General features: G+C 69.3%; 17 protein-coding genes. 13 read left to right on the plus strand and 4 right to left on the minus strand.

Translation table 11 applies throughout. The features are described from left to right. The 6 genes from ABTW65_RS08125 (at position 1) to ABTW65_RS08150 (ending at position 6,759) form a co-directional block, all read left to right on the plus strand. Positions 1 to 747: a (Fe-S)-binding protein gene (locus ABTW65_RS08125; RefSeq protein WP_350659897.1), complete on the plus strand. Its 747-nt coding sequence runs from the start codon at positions 1 to 3 to the stop codon at positions 745 to 747. Further along, complete coding sequence (locus ABTW65_RS08130; RefSeq protein WP_350659485.1) at positions 744 to 2,180, plus strand: LutB/LldF family L-lactate oxidation iron-sulfur protein; 1,437 nt, start codon at positions 744 to 746, stop codon at positions 2,178 to 2,180. Before ABTW65_RS08125 ends, ABTW65_RS08130 begins: the two co-directional genes overlap by 4 nt. Next, entirely contained in the window at positions 2,167 to 2,772 is a 606-nt protein-coding gene (locus ABTW65_RS08135) for a LutC/YkgG family protein (protein ID WP_350659486.1), read from the plus strand. The genes ABTW65_RS08130 and ABTW65_RS08135 overlap by 14 nt, the downstream gene beginning before the upstream one ends. 32 nt (positions 2,773 to 2,804) lie before the next feature. After that, positions 2,805 to 3,128 carry an L-rhamnose mutarotase gene (locus ABTW65_RS08140; protein ID WP_350659488.1) on the plus strand — a complete coding sequence of 108 codons (324 nt, stop codon included), beginning with the start codon at positions 2,805 to 2,807 and terminating at the stop codon, positions 3,126 to 3,128. A gap of 16 nt (positions 3,129 to 3,144) precedes the next feature. Beyond that, positions 3,145 to 3,990 (plus strand): amidohydrolase family protein, encoded by an 846-nt coding sequence (locus ABTW65_RS08145; protein ID WP_350659489.1) that lies wholly within the window; start codon positions 3,145 to 3,147, stop codon positions 3,988 to 3,990. Between the two features lie 105 nt (positions 3,991 to 4,095). Beyond that, positions 4,096 to 6,759, plus strand: coding sequence for a right-handed parallel beta-helix repeat-containing protein (locus ABTW65_RS08150; RefSeq protein ID WP_350659490.1), 2,664 nt, complete (start codon positions 4,096 to 4,098; stop codon positions 6,757 to 6,759). Positions 6,760 to 6,763: 4 nt separating this feature from the next. Here the strand turns inward: ABTW65_RS08150 and ABTW65_RS08155 are convergent, their stop codons facing one another. Genes ABTW65_RS08155 through ABTW65_RS08165 form a run of 3 tightly spaced genes read right to left on the minus strand, consistent with a single transcriptional unit; the run spans position 6,764 to position 9,992 of the window. Then, positions 6,764 to 7,498: a sugar phosphate isomerase/epimerase family protein gene (locus ABTW65_RS08155; protein WP_350659491.1), complete on the minus strand. Its 735-nt coding sequence runs from the start codon at positions 7,496 to 7,498 to the stop codon at positions 6,764 to 6,766. 35 nt (positions 7,499 to 7,533) lie between these two features. Continuing rightward, a complete protein-coding gene (locus ABTW65_RS08160) occupies positions 7,534 to 9,009 on the minus strand; it encodes a hypothetical protein (protein WP_350659493.1) in 1,476 nt (491 codons plus the stop codon). Then, a complete protein-coding gene (locus tag ABTW65_RS08165) occupies positions 9,006 to 9,992 on the minus strand; it encodes a hydroxyacid dehydrogenase (protein WP_350659494.1) in 987 nt (328 codons plus the stop codon). Before ABTW65_RS08165 ends, ABTW65_RS08160 begins: the two co-directional genes overlap by 4 nt. A gap of 215 nt (positions 9,993 to 10,207) precedes the next feature. On the opposite strand from ABTW65_RS08165, the gene ABTW65_RS08170 reads away from it, so the two are divergent. Genes ABTW65_RS08170 through ABTW65_RS08180 form a run of 3 tightly spaced genes read left to right on the plus strand, consistent with a single transcriptional unit; the run spans position 10,208 to position 13,353 of the window. Then, positions 10,208 to 11,467, plus strand: coding sequence for an ABC transporter substrate-binding protein (locus ABTW65_RS08170; RefSeq protein WP_350659496.1), 1,260 nt, complete (start codon positions 10,208 to 10,210; stop codon positions 11,465 to 11,467). Between the two features lie 39 nt (positions 11,468 to 11,506). Further along, a complete protein-coding gene (locus ABTW65_RS08175) occupies positions 11,507 to 12,484 on the plus strand; it encodes a carbohydrate ABC transporter permease (RefSeq protein WP_350659497.1) in 978 nt (325 codons plus the stop codon). Continuing rightward, positions 12,481 to 13,353, plus strand: coding sequence for a carbohydrate ABC transporter permease (locus tag ABTW65_RS08180; protein ID WP_350659498.1), 873 nt, complete (start codon positions 12,481 to 12,483; stop codon positions 13,351 to 13,353). Before ABTW65_RS08175 ends, ABTW65_RS08180 begins: the two co-directional genes overlap by 4 nt. A 38-nt stretch (positions 13,354 to 13,391) precedes the next feature. On the opposite strand, the gene ABTW65_RS08185 is transcribed toward ABTW65_RS08180, so the two are convergent. Then, a complete protein-coding gene (locus ABTW65_RS08185; protein WP_350659499.1) occupies positions 13,392 to 14,156 on the minus strand; it encodes a FadR/GntR family transcriptional regulator in 765 nt (254 codons plus the stop codon). A gap of 231 nt (positions 14,157 to 14,387) precedes the next feature. On the opposite strand from ABTW65_RS08185, the gene ABTW65_RS08190 reads away from it, so the two are divergent. From ABTW65_RS08190 to ABTW65_RS08205, 4 genes are all read left to right on the plus strand, one after another. Beyond that, on the plus strand, positions 14,388 to 16,280 hold the full coding sequence (locus ABTW65_RS08190; protein WP_350659500.1) for a right-handed parallel beta-helix repeat-containing protein: 1,893 nt from the start codon (positions 14,388 to 14,390) through the stop codon (positions 16,278 to 16,280). A 123-nt stretch (positions 16,281 to 16,403) separates the two neighbouring features. Then, positions 16,404 to 17,096: a hypothetical protein gene (locus tag ABTW65_RS08195; RefSeq protein WP_350659501.1), complete on the plus strand. Its 693-nt coding sequence runs from the start codon at positions 16,404 to 16,406 to the stop codon at positions 17,094 to 17,096. 67 nt (positions 17,097 to 17,163) lie between these two features. Further along, complete coding sequence (locus tag ABTW65_RS08200; RefSeq protein ID WP_350659502.1) at positions 17,164 to 17,637, plus strand: nucleotidyltransferase domain-containing protein; 474 nt, start codon at positions 17,164 to 17,166, stop codon at positions 17,635 to 17,637. Beyond that, complete coding sequence (locus ABTW65_RS08205; RefSeq protein ID WP_350659503.1) at positions 17,637 to 17,996, plus strand: HepT-like ribonuclease domain-containing protein; 360 nt, start codon at positions 17,637 to 17,639, stop codon at positions 17,994 to 17,996. Before ABTW65_RS08200 ends, ABTW65_RS08205 begins: the two co-directional genes overlap by 1 nt. The last annotated feature ends 18 nt before the right edge of the window (positions 17,997 to 18,014 follow it).

Raw genomic sequence — 18,014 nt, forward strand, 5'->3', positions numbered from 1 at the left:
ATGGTCACCTGCATCAACGATGCCCTGTTCCCCGGCACCGGGCGCAACGTCGTCCGGCTCCTCCGCCGCCTCGGCGTCGAGGTGGACTTCCCCGAGGCCCAGACCTGCTGCGGCCAGCCGATGGTCAACACCGGCTACCTCGACGAGGCGGTGCCGGTGCTGCGCACCTTCGTCCGCGCCTTCGAGGGGTACGACGCCGTCGTGACGCCGTCCGGCTCGTGCGCCGGCTCGGCCCGCCATCAGCACGACCTCGTCGCGCGCCGCAGCGGCGACGACGGTCTGCGGGCGGCCGCCCGCGAGACGTCCCGGCGCGTCTACGAGCTCAGCGAGTTCCTCGTGGACGTGCTCGGCGTCGAGGACGTCGGTGCCTACTTCCCGCACCGGGTCACCTACCACCCGACCTGCCACTCGCTGCGGATGCTCGGGGTCGGCGACCGGCCGCTGCGGCTGCTCCAGCACGTCCGGGGGATCGACCTGGTGGACCTGCCCGGCGCGACCGAGTGCTGCGGGTTCGGCGGCACCTTTGCGATGAAGAACTCCGACACGTCGGTGGCCATGGGCTCTGACAAGGCCCGGCATGTACGCGAGACCGGGGCCGAGGTGCTGGTCGCCGGTGACCGGTCCTGCCTGACCCATGTCGGAGGCCTGCTCTCCCGGCAGCGCGCCGGCGTACGCGTCATGCACCTGGCCGACGTTCTCGCCCAGACCGAGCCTGCCTCGGTTGCTGCCCCGGTGGTCGCCTCGTGACCGGCACGTTCGTCGGGATGCCGGTGTTCCCGAAGGCCGCGCGCGAGGCGGTCGGCGACTCCCAGCTGCGCCGCAACCTCGCGCACGCCACCGGGACCATCCGCGCCAAGCGCGCCGCCGTGGTCGGCGAGGTCGAGGAATGGGAGGAGCTGCGCCTGGCCGGTGCGGCCATCAAGGACAACGTGCTGCTGCACCTCGACGAGCACCTGGTACGCCTCGAGGAGTCGCTCACGAAAGCCGGCGCGACCGTCCACTGGGCGAGCGACGCCGCCGAGGCATGCCGCATCGTCGGCGACATCGCCGCCGCGCACGACGCCACCGAGGTCGTGAAGGTGAAGTCGATGGCGACCCAGGAGATCGGACTCAACGAGGCGCTCGCCGCCCGCGGCATCGACGCCTGGGAGACCGACCTCGCCGAGCTCATCGTGCAGCTGGGCGACGATCTCCCCTCCCACATCCTGGTCCCCGCCATCCACCGCAACCGCGCCGAGATCCGCGAGATCTTCGCCTCCGCGATGGGTGAGGTCGGCCGTCCCGCTCCTGACGACCTCACGGACGAGCCCGCGCGGCTCGCGGAGGCCGCCCGCCTGCACCTGCGCGAGAAGTTCCTGCGCGCGAAGGTCGGTGTCTCGGGCGCCAACTTCGCGGTCGCCGAGACCGGGTCCCTCGTCGTGGTGGAGTCCGAGGGCAACGGCCGGATGTGCCTGACCCTGCCCGAGGTGCTGGTCTCGGTTGTCGGCATCGAGAAGATCGTGCCGACCTGGGACGACCTCGACGTCTTCCTCCAGCTCCTGCCGCGCTCGGCGACGGGGGAGCGGATGAACCCCTACACCTCGGTGTGGTCCGGGGTCACCCCGGATGACGGCCCGCAGGAGGTGCACGTCGTGCTGCTGGACAACGGCCGCACCCGGGCCCTGGCCGACGAGGTTGGCCGCCAGGCGCTGCGCTGCATCCGCTGCTCGGCCTGCCTCAACGTCTGCCCGGTCTACGAGCGCACGGGTGGCCATGCGTACGGCTCGGTCTATCCCGGTCCGATCGGCGCCATCCTCAACCCGCTGCTGAAGGGCGTGGGCCACGACGAGCAGACCGACTCCCTGCCGTACGCCTCGACGCTGTGCGGCGCCTGCTTCGAGGCCTGCCCGGTACGCATCGACATCCCCTCGGTGCTCGTCGAGCTGCGCTCGCAGGTCGTCGACGCCCACAGGGGCGGCGTACCCAAGCCCGAGGCGGTGGCGATGAAGGCTGCCGGGGCGACGCTCGCGTCCGGGCGCCGGCTCGGATTCGCCGAGCGCCTCGTCGGCACCGGCGTCAGGCTCGCCCGCCGCGCCGGGGCGCGCCCCTGGACGCAGGCTCGCGACCTGCCGGATGCGCCTACTGAGTCCTTCCGCGCCTGGTGGCGCCGCACCGAAGGAGGTGCCGATGAGCACCCGTGAGGAGATCCTGGGTCGAGTCCGGCGGGCGCTCGGCGACGCGCCCCACCCGACCGCCGAGGTGCCACGCGGCTACCAGGCTGTCGGCGACGACCTCGACCGGTCCACGGTGCTCGCCCGGTTCGTGGAGAGGGTCGAGGACTACCGCGCCACGGTTACCCGGTGCCGCGAAGCGAAGGTCGCCGAGGTGCTGGCGCGGGCGGTCGCAGGCTTGAGCGTCGTCGTACCCCCGGGCCTGCCGTGGCCGGTCCCCGGATCGGTCGATGACACCGGGCAGTCGGCCGCCGAGCTCGATGCGATCGACGCGGTCGTTTCAGCGGCCGCGCTCGGCATCGCCGCCACCGGCACGGTCGTGCTCGACCACGGCCCCGGCCAGGGACGTCGAGCGCTCACCCTCGTCCCGGACCTGCACGTGTGCGTGCTCGGAGCCGCCCAGGTAGTGGCCGGCGTCCCGCAGGCCGTCGCCCGGCTCGACCCCGCGAGGCCGCAGACCTGGATCAGCGGCCCGTCGGCGACCAGCGACATCGAGCTCGACCGCGTCGAGGGCGTCCACGGCCCGCGCACCCTGCACGTCGTCCTCGTCGACGACCTCTGACCGTTCCCCACCACTGCTGAGAGGACCCCACCATGACCCGCCACGGCTCCGTGGTCCGGCTGCGCCCCGAGAAGGAGGCGGAGTACGTCGAGCTGCACGCGGCTGTGTGGCCCGAGGTGCTCGAGCGCCTGACCGCCAGCGGCATCCGCAACTACTCCATCTTCCTGCGCGACGGCTGGCTCTTCAGCTACTTCGAGTACGTCGGGACCGACTACGAGGCGGACATGGCCGCGATCGCCGCCCATGACGTGACCCAGCGGTGGTGGGAGCTCACCGCTCCGTGCCAGGAGCGGCTGCCCACCGCCACCGAGGACGAGCAGTGGTCCACGATGACCGAGGTCTTCCACCTTGACTGAGCCCTCGGTCGGGCCCTTGACTGAGTCCCGGCGCATCGACGCCCACCACCACGTGTGGGACCTCGAGGTCCGCGACCAGGACTGGACGCGCGACCTCCCGGCCATCCGGCGCTCCTTCTCCTTCGACGACCTCCGGCCCCATCTTCGCGACCACGAGATCGCCGGGACCGTCCTCGTCCAGACCGTCGCGGTCGCCGAGGAGACCCCCGAGCTGCTCGCGCTGGCGGCTGCCACGCCTGAGATCCTCGGCGTCGTCGGCTGGGTCGACCTCACCGCCTCGGACGTCGCCGACCGGCTCGCCGAACTGCGTGAGGGCCCCGGGGGAGACCTCCTGGTCGGCATCCGGCACCTGGTGCAGTCCGAGCCCGATCCCGAGTGGCTGCTCCGTGACGACGTACTGCGGGGCCTCACCGCCGTCGCTGACGCCGGCCTGGTCTACGACCTGCTGGTGCGCCAGCCCCAGCTGCCGGCCGCCGTCGGCGCGGTCGAGCGGGTCCCCGACGGGCGGTGGGTGCTCGATCACGTCGGTAAGCCCGTCATCGACCCCGCCGCCTTCGACGAGTGGGCGGGACATGTCACTGCCCTGGCCCGCCACGACTCCGTGGCGTGCAAGCTGTCCGGGCTCGTCACCGAGCTCGCCCCGGACCAGCCCATCGGCGCGGTCCTTCCCTGGGCCGCACACGTCGTCGACGTCTTCGGCGCCGCGCGCACCATGTTCGGTTCGGACTGGCCGGTCTGCCTGCTGCGCTCGCCCTACGGCGAGGTGATCGACCTCGCCGACACGGTCCTCGCCGGGCTCGACGACGCCGGCCGCGCCGACGTCTGGGGTGGCACGGCCGCACGGGTCTACGGCGTCGCCTGATCGGTGGGCTGATTCCCGCCCGCCGGGAAACCTTGGAAAACGCTTGCCCGCACCTTGTCTGTGATGTTAGACACATGTCATACGTCATATCTCAAGGAGACGGACATGCAGACTCGCACGACACGCCGCGCCCGCGCGGCGGCGGCCGTGGTCCTGGCAGCACTCGGTTCGACGGTCCTCGTCACCGGTACGCAGCCCGCCACCGCGGCCGAGACGACCCTCACGATCCACGTCGCCCCTGACGGCGACGACGCCGACCCAGGCACGAAGGGCCAGCCGCTGCGCACGGTGGAAGCGGCCCGCGACGCGCTGGCCGGACGTACCTCAGCGGAGAACCGGGGCACGGTGATCGTGCACGGAGGCGAGTACGTCCTCGACGACGCGATCGACCTGAGCGGTCCCGAGCACTCGTGGGTCACCTACCGTGCCGCGGCGGGGGAGAAGGCCCGCCTCACGGGCGCGCACGCCCTGGACGCCCAGGGCTGGCGGCCGCTCGCCGACCTGTCCGAGGAGGAGCTCGCCCAGCCGCAGTTCTCCTCGAACACCCGGCTCGACTCAGCGGCCCTGCGCGAGGGCGTGTGGGTCTACGACCTCGGCGCCGAGGGCATCGACCCCGGCACGCTCTACAAGAACGGGTTCAACTGGCTGCCGCAGCCCTTCGCGCCCGAGCTCGTCGTCGACGGCGGGACGCAGACGCTCGCGCAGTTCCCCAACCAGGAAGGCTGCACGGGCGCCGACTCCAGCTGCCACCTCTACGGCGACGGCGGCAAGTGGAAGGTCCCCGCGACCAACGACCTCATCCAGTGGACGCTGCGCGACCGGTTCGGGATGGAGCCCGACTGGGGGATCAGCGGGACGACGCCGCGCGCGCAGTTCGAGGACAAGAAGCAGCAGCTCGCGAACCCCGAGGACCGCGACACCTGGTCCCAGGAGGAGATGCGCAAGATGACCCCTCCCCTCTACGAGGTCGGTGGCCGGCTGCTCGAGAACAACCGCTACCAGGGCTGGGCTCCTGAGGGCGTGCCGGAGATCATCGACCACGGCACCCGCGGCTTCGGCGCCTACTCCCACATCCCGGTGCAGGCCGACCCGCAGGAGCTCACCGACGTCGACAACACGGCGTACGAGACCGAGGCGTGGCTCTCGGGCTACCTCGGCAACAACTACGCCAACGACATGGTGCGGCTGGTCTCCTGGAGCGGCACCACGATGTACGCCAAGTACCCCTCGATGTACTGGCCTCGCAACGACTACACCAAGGTCAAGGCGATGAACATCCTCTCCGAGATGGACGTCGAGGGTGAGTACTACATCGACCGCCACGCGGGCAACGATGTCGTCTACTACAAGCCGTCGGGCGGGACGATGGAGGGCAAGAGCGCGACCCTGCGGGCCTTCGACGACAACATCTTCCGGCTCGAGGGCACCACCGGCGTACGGATCGAGGATCTGTCGATGTCGGACTCGCTCGTCAGCGCGGTCCAGCTGCTCGACGCCGAGAAGACGCTGATTGACGGTGTCGACATCTCCAACGTCAGCATGGACGCGATCCGCATCGGCGAGACCACCGAGTCCATCACCGCGCTGCCGGACTACGAGACCGTACGCGGCGGCCACGACAACATCGTGCAGAACTCCTACCTCCACGACCTCGGCGGCGGCGGAGTCCTGCTCGGGGGCGGTGACCGCAGCACGCTCGAGCGCGGCGACAACGTGGCCCGCAACAACGAGATCGCTCGCTTCTCGCGCCTGGCGACCTACACGCCTGCCGGCTACCTGTACGGCGTCGGCAACAGCTTCGAGAACAACTACGTCCACGACGCGCCTCACATGGCGGTGCAGATCATGGGCAACGACATGCGCGTCAACCACAACCACTTCTACGACCTGGTGAAGAACGCCGGCGACCAGGGCGTCGTCTACACCGGGCGCGACTACACCTATCTGGGCAACGAGGTCGCGTACAACTTCTTCGACACCATCGGCGGCTCCAACGACGCGTTCTACATGGACGACGGTGTCTCGGGGATGCGGTTCCACCACAACGTCGTGAAGAACGCCCACTCGGGAGTGTTCTTCCAGTCGGGCCACAGCAACAAGGCGACGGACAACGTGTTCATCGACGTCGACCAGACCGGCCACGACCAGCTCTACCACCGCAACGGCGAGACCGGCCTGCCCGTGCCCAACGGCTGGGTGGTGCAGAGCCGCTACAACTCGTTCCTCGACGTGCGACCCGGAGAGAAGTACTCAGCCACTGAAGAGGACGTCGCCCGCTGGCACCGGCACTACACCGACCGCAAGGCCCGCTACTCGGACGGAAAGCCGATCGTGTTCCCGGAGATCGGCGACTGGTACGTCCCGCGCGTCACCGCGACCGGCGATGACTGCAAGAAGGCCGACTACGCGCCCGCCGCCACCAACGGATGCGACCGGGCAACCGTGTGGGAGAACCCGAACTCTCTCTACGTGCCCGCCCGCAACGCGATCGACCGCTCGGTCATCATCGGCGGCGGCGAGTACCGCGCCGGCGAGAACTCGTTCGCGAACCCGGCCGCGACCTATCGCCTCGCCACCTGGAGCGACGCGATCAACACCAACCTCAGCAAGCCCGCGTCGCTCGAGGCCGCCGGGCTCGACCTCGACACGCTGAGCTTCAGCTACACCGGGGAGGTCGCGCAGACCTTCGGTCAGGAGTGGGTGGCGGACTGGAACCGGCTGGTCACCAGGGACGGCATCGGGCTCCCCGGCGGCCCGGCCGCCGGCTGAGCTGTCAGGTCGCCTGCGCGATCCACTCGCGCAGGCGACCTGCCTCGCTCGTCAGCAGGGTCAGGTCGTCGTCGGGCAGGAACTCCAGCAGGACGTCCGTCGGTCGCCCGGTGGTGGCGAGCATCTCCAGCACCGGTGGCCACAGGTCGGCGCGGGCCGCCAACGGCAGGCGCTCGAGACCTGGCCACCAGGAGAACGCGTGCACCGCACGTACGTGCGGGAGCAGCCGAGCCAGCCCGGCCAGGGCCACTTCTGCCGGCTCGCCCACCCGGGGCTGCCAGTAGGTGCCGAGGTTCGGCCGGTCCACCTCGGCCAGGAGGTCGAGGGTGGACTCGGCGGTGTCTGCCAGTGTCCGGTCGTGGTGCTCGAAGGCGAGCTCGAGGCCGTGGCCCGCCGCCTCGTCGGCCAGCCTCTGTACGCGACGTACGACCTCGGCGCGCTCGGTGGGGGAGGCCTCGGCCGAGCCGGTGGTGCCGGCCCAGATGCGTAGGCGTGTGCAGCCCAGCGCCACGGCCGCGTCGATCAGCGCGGCCCCGTCGTCGTCCGCCGGCGCCCGCCAGTAGGTGCCGTAGGAGGCGACGGCCAGCCCGGCAGCAGCGGTCGCATCGGCCAGGCCGCGCAGGTCGCCGGCAGGCGGGGCGTGGACGTCTGCCCCCCACTCGATGCAGGCCAGACCCGCCTTCGCGGCGACCTCGAGCACCCCGTCCGTCGGAAGATGACGGGCGGTGACCGAGCACATCCCGGGCCGCAGCAGGGGCCAGCCGGTGGGCGCGCTCAGAGCGTGCCCCGGTAGGTCGTGCCCAGCGTCGAGACGTCCGTGGGGCGATCGGAGGCGTCCACGCGACGCATGCCGTCGTTGGTCTCGAGGAAGAGCGGCGCGTCGGGGTAGCGCAGCTCGTCGTCGAGCGGCACCTTGTCGGTCCACGCGAAGAAGTCGCGCCCGAACACCGCCCGGTCCTTGCGGCCGTAGAGGTGGAGGTCGCCTGCGGTCAGCGGGCTGCGGATGCACCAGTGCGCGCCGTACTCGGCCCATACGGCCCGGTTGGTCATCAGCACCGACTGGCGCTCGTCGGGCGTGAGCACCGTCGTCCAGAAGTCCGGGCCCGGGTCCTCGACGTCGTCGGCGAGGAACACCAGGTCGTGGGCGTGCCACGCGGTGCTCGGGGCGACGTCGGCCTCGGTGCCCCAGTGGGTCGCCGAGGCGAAGTAGCCGGCCGGCGCCTGATAGTGCGCGTACGTCGCTCGGCAGCGCGCCATGAACTCCTCGAGCTCGGCGTCGGGGCGCACCCGGCACACCTCACGGATGCCGTGCAGCGTCAGGCCCATGCCAGCGATCAGCATGGGGGTGTCGCTCTTCAGGGTCGTGCTGGGTGCGACGTACCAGTAGCGGTGGAAGCGGGTCTGCTCGTCCGCGTCGGTCCACGCCGAGCGGGCGACGTGGCGGCACAGCCGGACCGCCTCGTCGAGGTAGCGCTGCTCACCCAGGCGGAGGTGGCCGAGCAGCAGCGGCATGATCATCAGGCCGTAGTACTCCGCGGGCTCGAGGATCCCGCCGGTGACCCGGTCTTCGGCCTGCCGCCAGGTGCCCGAGGAGTCGGCGTCCGGGACTCCGGGCTCGTGGTGGCGGGCGATGAGGACGTCGAGGTCCTCGCCGATCTCGGCCAGGCCGCTGTCATCGCCGGTCACCTCGGAGAGCAGCAGCTTGACCCACACCCGTGCGTACTCCTGGTTGCAGGTGCCGTCCTCGGCAGGGCGGCCACCGCCGAAGGAGTGGAGGGCGACCAGGTTGCGGCGCACCACGTCGACGATGCGGTCGACCTCGGCGTCGTCGAGCAGGTGCCGGGCGTGCTTGAGCCCGAGGAGCAGGCCGATGCTGCCGGTGGCGTTGTGGATCAGGCCGGTCGTGGCCGACTCGCCGACCTGGAAGCCGACGTGCTTGTACTGGTCGTCGTCCTGCAGGGCGCTGCTCTGGAAGCGCATCATCCGGCGCCACACCTCGGCGGCCCGGTCGTCGGGCTGTGCGGCGAGGAGCTGCGCGACGGCGCCGAGTGCCGGCGCGGAGAAGGCGGCATGACCGCTGGTCCAGTCGAGGAAGGTCGCGGGGTTCGTGCCCCACACGCTGTGGTTGTGGAAGCCGTTGATCGCCCCCTCGTCGGTGACCCAGGTCAGGAACCAGCGGGTGAGATGGGCGAGGTCGGGCGCGGTGGTGGGGGTCGTCACGTCGGTCTCCGGTTTCAAGGTGTCGGTCATGCGCTGGTGGCCAGGCTGGTGGGGTCGACCGGGCGCAGCGGCGGCCGGCCCTCGATCAGGGCGCGCACCTCGTCGACGGCGCAGCGGCCCAGACGGCGCAGCTCACCGCCTTGCGAGCCGGCGATGTGCGGGGTCAGGGTGACGTTGGACAGGGTCCACATCGGATCGTCAGCGGGGAGCGGCTCGGGCTCGGTCACGTCCAGGACCGCGCGCAGCCGGCCCGAGACGAGCTCGGCACGGAGCGCGTCGTGGTCGACGATGCCTCCCCGAGCGGTGTTGATCAGCGTCGCGCCGTCGCCCATCGACTCGAGCAGGCGGGTGTCGACGAGGTGTCGGGTCTGCGGCAGCAGCGGCGCATGGAGCGAGACGACGCGCGAGCGCGTGAAGAGCTGGTCGAGGTCCACGAGGTCTGCGCCCAGCTCGGCGGCGCGCGCTGCGTCGATCGTGGGGTCGCTGACCAGGACGGTGAGGTCGAACGGGGCGAGCAGCTCGATCAGCGCCCGGCCGGTGGCCGAGGCGCCCAGCACACCGATGGTCGTGCCGTACGCACCGTCGATGGTGTCATCGACGGTGAGATCGGGTGCCACCCGATCGGCGCGGAACCGCTCGGTCAGCGGCAGGACCGACTTCGTCGCCCACAGCACCGCGGCCAGGGCGTACTCGGCGACCGGGCGAGCGTTGGGCTCCACGCCGCAGGTGACCCGGAGGTCACGCTCCCAGGCCGCCGGGGTGAGGAAGTACTTCACCGAGCTGGCGGCATGGACGACGGCGCGCAGCCGAGGCATCCGGGCGAGCGCCGGTGCGTCGATGGTCGGCGTGCCCCAGGCGGTGACGAGCACGTCCACGTCGGCGGCACGCGGGTCGTCGTACGACGTCAGTACGAGGTCGGGATCGATGTCGACGAGCTCGCCCAGCTCGGCCAGTAGGGGCGCATCGAAGAACCGATGCTGAAGATGGGGAGTCATCGCAAAAGCGGCGCGCACGAGGCGGATCCTCTCGGTCGTCGAGGCTGTCGGAGCCGTTTCGGAAACGGCGAGATCTGGGCTTGCCCATTTAAACATAAGATGTGTTATCTTCGTCACGTTGGCGCCCGGGATAGCGCTTTCCTCACTCCGGTGGTCGGCAGTCCGAATCGCCAGAGTCCACGCGTACAACCTCCGTCGGATGAAGATCGACGGACGACGAAACGGAGATTCCTGTGGAGACACGACGCTTGTGGAGGGCGGGTGCTGTCGCAGCGGCTCTGCTTCCCCTGATCGCGACCGCGGCCTGCGGAGGCAACGGCGCCGCCAGCGACGACAGCAAGGAGGTGCGGGTGCTGGTCAACCTGACCGACAACCTCACCAAGGACTTCTGGAACGACCTGGTGAAGCCCTTCGAGGACGAGACCGGCATCGACGTCAAGATCGAGGGCCCGACCGGCACCAACGTGAGCGAGACCTTCAGCTCTCAGCTCGCGGCGGGCACCGCCCCCGACGTGGTCCAGTCGATCTTCCCGGACGATCAGATCGCTCCCGAGGTGCTGGATCTCTCCGACGAGAGCTGGGTCGAGGACACCCCGATGGTCGACACCTACGCCATCGACGGCAAGCGACTGGTCGCCGGTGTCGGCTCCCAGGCGCAGTCGCTCGTCTACTACAACAAGACCGCCTTCGAGAAGGCCGGCATCAAGGCCACGCCGCAGACCTGGGACGAGTTCGACGCCGCGCTCGGCAAGCTCGCCGCTGCCGGCTACACCCCGCTCCAGACCGCGGGCCAGTGGGAGACCGGCCTCCAGCTCCAGCAGCTGTGGCACCCCACCCTCAACACCGAGCAGCCCGAGTGGCAGACGGCCGTCGCCGACGAGAAGCTGACGCTCGGCGACGCTTTCGAGCCGATGTTCGAGCACTACGCCACCTGGCTGGGCGACGGCTACATCAAGAAGACCGACGTCGGCCTCGACCCGACCACGGCCGACGCCAACTTCATGGACGGCAAGGTCGGGATGTACCCGCTCGGGAGCTGGCTCGTCGCCAGCCTGGACAACGCCGGCGAGCTCCCCTTCGAGGTGGGCGTCTTCTCCCCGCCGGTGGACAAGGGCATGGCCTACCCCGGCCCGCAGGGCGCCACCATGGCCAGCCCCTACATGGTCTACGGCGGTAGCGAGCACTCCGACGAAGCCCTCCAACTCGTCGAGTATCTGGTGACCGACCAGGCCGCGATCGAGAGCCAGCTGACCGCCGACGGCGTGTTCCGTGCCGGAGCTTCCGTCGAGCAGTCCCCGGTCGCGACGGAGATCCAGGCGATCATCGACGAGGCACCCGAGCTGGTGGCGGTGGGCGAGGGCGCGGGCGACATCCGCCTGCCTGTCGTGGGTCTCAACGACAAGTTCACCGAGATCGTGCAGAGCCTCTACACCGGAACCAGCCCCGAGGACGCCGCGAAGGCACTCGACGACTGGGCCGAGCAGAATGGCTGACCCCTCGGGGCCACGACGAGGAGAACGATGATGGCTCTCATGAGCGCCAGCAACACCGACAGCCCTCCCGCGGCAGTGGACCTGCCGCGGGAGGGAGGGGCCCCGCCTCGCCGGGCGATCGGCCGGTCCTCCGGTTCCCGTCCGCGCACCTCGCGGTGGGTAGAGGCCTCGATGGTGCTGCCCGCGTTGGTGGTCTTCGTCGGACTCCTCGTCGTGCCCGTCGGGTACGCCGTCTACTACAGCTTCACCGACTACAACGGCTTCCCGACACAGACCCCGGAGATCGTCGGCTTCGACAACTACGTCCGGCTCTTCGAATCCACGGACGTCCGAGGCTCCATGGTCGTGACCGCGATCGTCGCGGTCGCGGGCTCGATGGTGATCAACGCCGCGGCACTGGGCCTGGCTCTCCTGCTGTGGCGCACCACGCGCTTCACCGCGTTCGCCCGGGTGGTCATGTTCTACCCGCACGTGCTCAGCCTGATCGTGGTCGGCTTCCTCTGGTCGGCGATCCTGGGCCCGCAGGGCGCCGTCAACTCGCTGCTGGAGAACCTGGGCAGCAGCCCGCTCCCGTTCCTCAGTGACGAGACCTGGGCGCTCGCCACCCTGATCCTCGTCATCGCCTGGGCGCAGTTCGGCGTCCAGCTGCTCATCTATCTCGCGGGGCTGCAGGCCGTGCCCGCCGAGCTCTTGGAGGCCTCGCGCATGGACGGCGCCAACCGCTGGCAGACCTTCCGCCACGTCACCTGGCCGGCTCTCGCGCCCTCGGTGACGGTGGCCCTGATCACCTCGATGATCTCGCTGCTCAAGACCTACGACGTCGTGGTCTCCCTGACCGGCGGTGGGCCGGCAGGCTCCACGAAGACCTTCGCCTACCAGATCCTCGCCGTGGAGTTCCCCAAGCGGCAGGTCGGGCTGGCCTCGGCTGAGGCCGTGGTCCTCATCCTGGTGGCTGCGATCCTCGCGTTCGGCGTACTCGCGCTGCGACGCCGTCACGACCAGGGGGTCCAGGAATGAGCGCGCTGCGAGCACTAACGGGTCGCCGGAGCCCGATCGGCGAGCGTCGTACGCCGGGCTGGTACGCCGCGGTGACAGCGCTGTGCCTGTTCATGCTGGTGCCGATGTACCTGCTCGTCGTCAACGCGTTCAAGGACCAGCGCGACATCGTCAGCAGGCCCTTCTCGCTGTCGCCCGGCCAGTTCACCCTCGAGCATCTCGTCGCGGCCTGGAACAACCCGGACTTCGACATCGCGTTCGGCTACGCCGTGACGATCGGGCTGGTCATCTGCGTCAACATCGTCTCCATCGGCGTGTGCGCGCCCGCGGCGTACGTCATCGCGCGCTCGCCGTGTCCGGTGTTCGGTGCGGCGCTGCTGTTCTTCATCTCGGGCATGTTCATCCCGACCCAGGTGATTCTCGTGCCGGTGATCTTCGTGCTCCGGGCACTCGGGCTGATGTCGACGTTCCCCGGGCTGGTGCTCTTCATGGCCTCGGCGACGGTGCCGTTCACGATCTTCGTCTTCACCGGGTTCATCCGCATGCTGCCAGCCTCGCTCGACGAGGCCGCGGCGATCGACGGCGCTGGCCCCTATCGGACGTTGTGGACGATCATCCTGCCGCTCATGAAGCCGATCCTGGCGACCGTGTTCATCCTGAACACCTTGAGCGTGTGGAACGACTTCGCCAGTCCGCAGCTCATCCTGGGACCCGGCTCGGGCCTCTACACGGTCACCACCGGTGTCTACGCCTCGGTGGGGGAGTACTCCGCCGACTACACGCAGGTGTTCCCCACGCTGCTGCTCGCCGTGCTGCCCATCCTGGTGATCTTCGTGCTCACGCAGCGCTGGGTGATGAGCGGCCTGGCCGCCGGAGCGGTCAAGGGCTGAGGTGTGGGCGGCCAGGTGGCGGCCGCCCACACCCGGGTTCAGCCTTCGCTGTTGCCGGCCTCGGGCAACGGCAGCCTGCGGCGGCGCCACGCCTCGAGGATGTGGTTGTTCATCGCGTCCTGCGCCCGCACCGGGTCGCCCTCGGAGATCGCGGCGTGCACGGCCTCGTGCTCACCCAGGGTCAGCGCGAACGCGTCGGGGGTGTCGACCCCGTGGTAGCGCGAGCTCTCCAGGGCGTGGTCCATGAGCGTACGTGCGATGTTGCCGGCGAGCCGGTTGCGGGACAGCTCCATGACGGTCTCGTGGAATGCCACGTCGGCGGCGCGGAAGACGTCCTCGTCGGCGGTGCTCTCCCGCATCCGCTGCATCGCCTGGTCGAGCTCGGCGATCTGGTCGTCCGATCGCCGCTGGGCGGCCTCTGCCGCCATCACGGACTCGAGCTGGGCGCGTACGACACTGAGCTCGTCGAGGATGCCCAGCGTCTCGTCGTGCTTGATCAAGGCGGTGAGGACCACTCGGTCCATCGTGTTCCACGCCGTCATCGGGCGGACCTCGGTGCCGCGACCGCGCGCGATCGTGACCAGGCCCTTCTCCTCGATGCGCTTCACGGACTCGCGAACGACGGTGCGGCTCACGCCGAACTGCTCGCTGAGGGGGCCTTCGGGCGGCAGCGCGTCGCCCGGAGCCAGGCGTCCGGAGACGATCGCATCGACGAGCTCGTCGACGACGACCACACCGAGCATCGGCTGCCGGTCACGCGGCTGAGAGAGGACCGTGGTGGTCCGGGTAAGCGGTTGCGGCATACCCGGAAGTGTAGGACATCGTACGTCGCCGAGCGCGGGCATTGGGCGTGCGGCGTGGCCGGGTGCGACATCTCATCATCCAGGCAGGTCTTGACACGTCATATGTCTGACATCACGCTAGTGGCGTGGCGTATGTCACACGGAGCTCGTCTCGGAGGCCGCGTGGCCACCCTCGGGTGGTTCTTCTGCCTCTCGCCGGGCGCTCCGCCCCCATAGAGAAGGGAACGGACCATGCAGCAACCAAGGACGCGCCGTCTCGGCGCGCTGGCCGCGGCAGCCGTCGTCGCGGTCACCGGCTTCGCCGTCACCACAGAAACCGCCGACGCGGCGGGAGGAAAGTGCAAGACCCTCTGGGTCTCGCCCGACGGAAGCGACGAGGCCGCCGGCTCGGAGGCGGCGCCGTTCGCGACCCCGGAGCGTGCCCGCGACGAGATCCGCGACAAGAAGCTCAATGCCAACATGGGTTGCGACGTCACGGTCAACGTACGAGGCGGTGAGTACCAGGTCGACTCGACACTCGAGCTCGACGACCGCGACAGCGGCAGCAACGGCCACGACGTGGTGTACCGGTCGGTCGATGGACCGGGCAAGGCGGTTCTGACCGGCGCGAAGGAGCTGACCGGCTGGGAGCCGTTCCGCGACGGGATCTACAAGACCAAGGTCGAGCCGGGGCAGCGGTTCTACACGCTGTTCGAGGACGGCGCGCGAGCCGAGGTCGCCCGCTATCCCAACCGTGGGTCGGTGGACTCGCACGGGCCGTACCTCTTCTCCAAGCTCGGCGAGCCCGAGAAGGAGGCTGTGCGGCAGTGGCTGTACTGGGAGGAAGGTGACTGGGACCCGGCGTGGGACGACACCCCGACCAGCAACCCCCTGGCCAACGCCCAGGTGACCGTGTGGTCCGGTGGCTCCTGGAGCTGGTTCACCGACACCGTGCCGCTCGGTGGGGCCGACTACCGCAAGGGCTTCACCACGCTGAAGTACTGGACCCGCTACGCGCTGGTCAACAGCGGTGGCGGCTCGCGCTACTTCATCCAGAACGCCCTCCCGTTCCTGGACCAGGCGGGTGAGTACTACTTCGACTACGCCAACAACGAGATCTACTACAAGCCGAAGGGCGACATCAGCAAGGTGCGGATCATGGCGCCGACGGTGAAGAAGCTGATCGATGTGAAGGGCGCGACGCCGGAGCGACGCGCGCACGACATCACCTTCGACGGCATCGGGCTGCAGCACAGCGACTTCGTCGACTGGTACCGCGCGGGATGGATCTCGGCGGGCGACTCGGGCGAGCCGCACAAGTACCCCGAGTACGACCGGCAGATCGAGATGCCGCGCAACCGGTTCGGTGCGATCACGCTGGAGAACACCAAGGACGTCACGCTGACCAACCTGCACGTCTCCGACACCGGGTTCATGGGTGTCTACGCCCTGTTCGCCAACGAGGGACTCAAGGTCACCAACAGCTTGTTCGAGAACATCGGCGCGGACGCGATCAAGATCGAGGGTGGCTGGCCGGGGGAGGGCGACCTGAGCCACGGTCACACGATCTCCAACGTGTTCATCGACCACATCGGCGAGACGGTGCCCGGCGATGCGTCCGGCATCGAGCTGATGGACACCGGCAACAACCTGGTCGAGAACATCTTCGTCAACCACTCCGCGCGGTACGGCATCAGCCTGGAGTCCCGTCCGGAGGTCGTCGATGGCGAGCAGTACACCGACAACAACACCTTCCGCTACATCGAGATCCAGAACGCAGGCCTGGACTCAGGTGACATGGGCGCGTTCTACACCTACGGCGTGGCCAACCAGGATCCGCACCCGATCAAGAACAAGGTGGAGCAGATGGTGATCGGTGACGTGCTGACCGACCCGGTCGGGGAGATGCCCGACTCCGGCACCCGCGGTATCCACATGGACGCCGGCGGCTGCGGGTTCTCCTTCGCCAACATCGAGGTCGGCGAGACCACCGATCAGTCCTACCAGTCCTACCAGTGCAACGAGGTCACCAACGGCAACTGGAACGACGGGTTCGACGCCTCGAAGATGGAGTACGACAAGATCGGCATCACCTCGGAGTTCCCCTACGACGTGAGCGCCCAGATCGAGGCGGCCCGCTCCTAGGGACCCGCTGACCCGGCTTCGTGCTGGGAGCATCACCATCGCAGGCCCGGCGCATCGCGCCGGGCCTGCGGCCGTCCCGTGATGGTCATCGACCGGGCGCCTGAGGGGGTCTAGCCTGTGGAGATGAGGCCACCGCGCGAGTACGCCGAGGAGTCCGGGCGGCACCCGAAGCTGCCGCCGGGGTCGGAGGAGCGCGTCGCGGGTTACGGGGTGATGGGGCAGACCTTCGAGTCGGGACATGTGCTGGGGCTGCGGCGGTGGACGGCGTCGTCCGTGGGGGAGCAGTTCACCTCCATCTGGCACCGCGAGCCGGACGGGTCCTGGCACTTCTACGAGTCGGCGCAGCCGCAGTTCGCGTGCTCGCGGTGGTTCGGCCATGGCGTCCAGGAGTCCGTGGTCGTCCCGATCGACGTGACCTGGGACGGGCCCACGCAGCTGCGCGTGACAGCCGAGAGACGCGTGGACTGGCGGCTCACGCTGGCCGCGTCGCCGATGACGCGAGTGATGAACGCTGTGGGTGGCGGGATGCCGATGGCGGCCTGGCGCTCGTCCGCGATGCTCAGGGCGATGGGCGCCATGGCATCCGCAACCCTCGGGGTCGGCAAGGTCTCCATGACCGGGCTCACCGCGAACGGTCTCCCGTTCGATGCGAACCCGCTCCGGATCTGGCGAGTCGTGGACGCGACGGCGACGATCAACGGCATGGATGCGGGTGCGCCGGCGCCCCTGTCGCAGCAGGCGCGTCTCGGCGACTTCTGGATCCCGCAGCGCGGCATCTTCGCGATGGGTCGCGTGTTCGTCGACACTCCCGGCTGACCTCTAGGTCGATACAACGCAATGGCGTGAACGTGGCAGTTCGGGCACCCGATGATAAGGTTCCCTTATGACCGTGGTGGCTGCGTACCGCCAAGCGCGACATGACGAAGAGGTCGCGCGGCTTCGACGTGTGCTTGCGCTGCGGGCGATGGTGGCGTCGGGGATGAGCCAGCGGGAGATCGCCGACGAGCTCGGGGTGAGCCAGCCGGCGGTCAGTCAGCAGCTGAAGGTGGCGAATGGCCTGGCGCGGATTCACCCCGAAACTCTGGTCGAGGCTGTCGGGCCGGTCCTCCGGAGTGTTGCCGAGGATGCGGGCTACCGCAGACTCGCGGTCTTCGGATCGGTGGCTCGTGGCGAGGCGCGATTCGACTCCGACATCGACCTCGTCGTCGAGGCGCCGGAAGGGACGTCGTCCTTCGGGTTCATCCGGTTCAAGAGGGTGCTCGAACAGATCCTCGGACGGGAGATCGACCTGGTCGACTATGGCGGCCTGAAGCCGCGGCTCGACGATGACGTACGTCGTGATGCGGTGTTGCTCTGATGGATCTGAAGGGAGCCAAGGAGCTGCTGCACATTCAGGCCTGGCTCGTGCGGACCGACGAGATCGTGCGTCGAGGCAAGGATGCGTATCTCGCCGACGCGCTTCTTCAAGAAGCTGGAGACTCGCTCATGATGAAGCTCGGCGAGGCTGCGAACCGGCTTTCCCGGCTGGGTGTCTTGGCGCCCGACGGGGTGGAGTGGGCGCTCGCCGTTGCGAACCGCAACTTCATCATCCATCAGTACGACGAGATCAACCGTGAGCTCACCTGGCTGACGCTCGCGAGCGACCTGCAGGCGTGGGAGGCCTCGCTACGAGGGCTCTTCGATGAGGCTGCGGCGACGCTCCCGCCGGACGCATAGGCACTGCTCGCGTTACAC

It is taken from the genome of Nocardioides sp. NPDC127503, assembly GCF_040302165.1.
In the GTDB taxonomy this organism is placed as follows: Bacteria; Actinomycetota; Actinomycetes; order Propionibacteriales; family Nocardioidaceae; genus Nocardioides.

Excerpts from the sequence above, each read along its gene's own strand:
- ABTW65_RS08125 (WP_350659897.1), top strand. The coding sequence starts at position 1 with ATGGTCACCTGCATCAACGATGCCCTGTTCCCCGGCACCGGGCGCAAC.
- ABTW65_RS08135 (WP_350659486.1), top strand. The coding sequence starts at position 2,167 with ATGAGCACCCGTGAGGAGATCCTGGGTCGAGTCCGGCGGGCGCTCGGC.
- ABTW65_RS08140 (WP_350659488.1), top strand. The coding sequence starts at position 2,805 with ATGACCCGCCACGGCTCCGTGGTCCGGCTGCGCCCCGAGAAGGAGGCG.
- ABTW65_RS08150 (WP_350659490.1), top strand. The coding sequence starts at position 4,096 with ATGCAGACTCGCACGACACGCCGCGCCCGCGCGGCGGCGGCCGTGGTC.
- ABTW65_RS08155 (WP_350659491.1), bottom strand. The coding sequence starts at position 7,498 with ATGTGCTCGGTCACCGCCCGTCATCTTCCGACGGACGGGGTGCTCGAG.
- ABTW65_RS08160 (WP_350659493.1), bottom strand. The coding sequence starts at position 9,009 with ATGACCGACACCTTGAAACCGGAGACCGACGTGACGACCCCCACCACC.
- ABTW65_RS08175 (WP_350659497.1), top strand. The coding sequence starts at position 11,507 with ATGAGCGCCAGCAACACCGACAGCCCTCCCGCGGCAGTGGACCTGCCG.
- ABTW65_RS08180 (WP_350659498.1), top strand. The coding sequence starts at position 12,481 with ATGAGCGCGCTGCGAGCACTAACGGGTCGCCGGAGCCCGATCGGCGAG.
- ABTW65_RS08185 (WP_350659499.1), bottom strand. The coding sequence starts at position 14,156 with ATGCCGCAACCGCTTACCCGGACCACCACGGTCCTCTCTCAGCCGCGT.
- ABTW65_RS08190 (WP_350659500.1), top strand. The coding sequence starts at position 14,388 with ATGCAGCAACCAAGGACGCGCCGTCTCGGCGCGCTGGCCGCGGCAGCC.
- ABTW65_RS08195 (WP_350659501.1), top strand. The coding sequence starts at position 16,404 with ATGAGGCCACCGCGCGAGTACGCCGAGGAGTCCGGGCGGCACCCGAAG.
- ABTW65_RS08200 (WP_350659502.1), top strand. The coding sequence starts at position 17,164 with ATGACCGTGGTGGCTGCGTACCGCCAAGCGCGACATGACGAAGAGGTC.
- ABTW65_RS08205 (WP_350659503.1), top strand. The coding sequence starts at position 17,637 with ATGGATCTGAAGGGAGCCAAGGAGCTGCTGCACATTCAGGCCTGGCTC.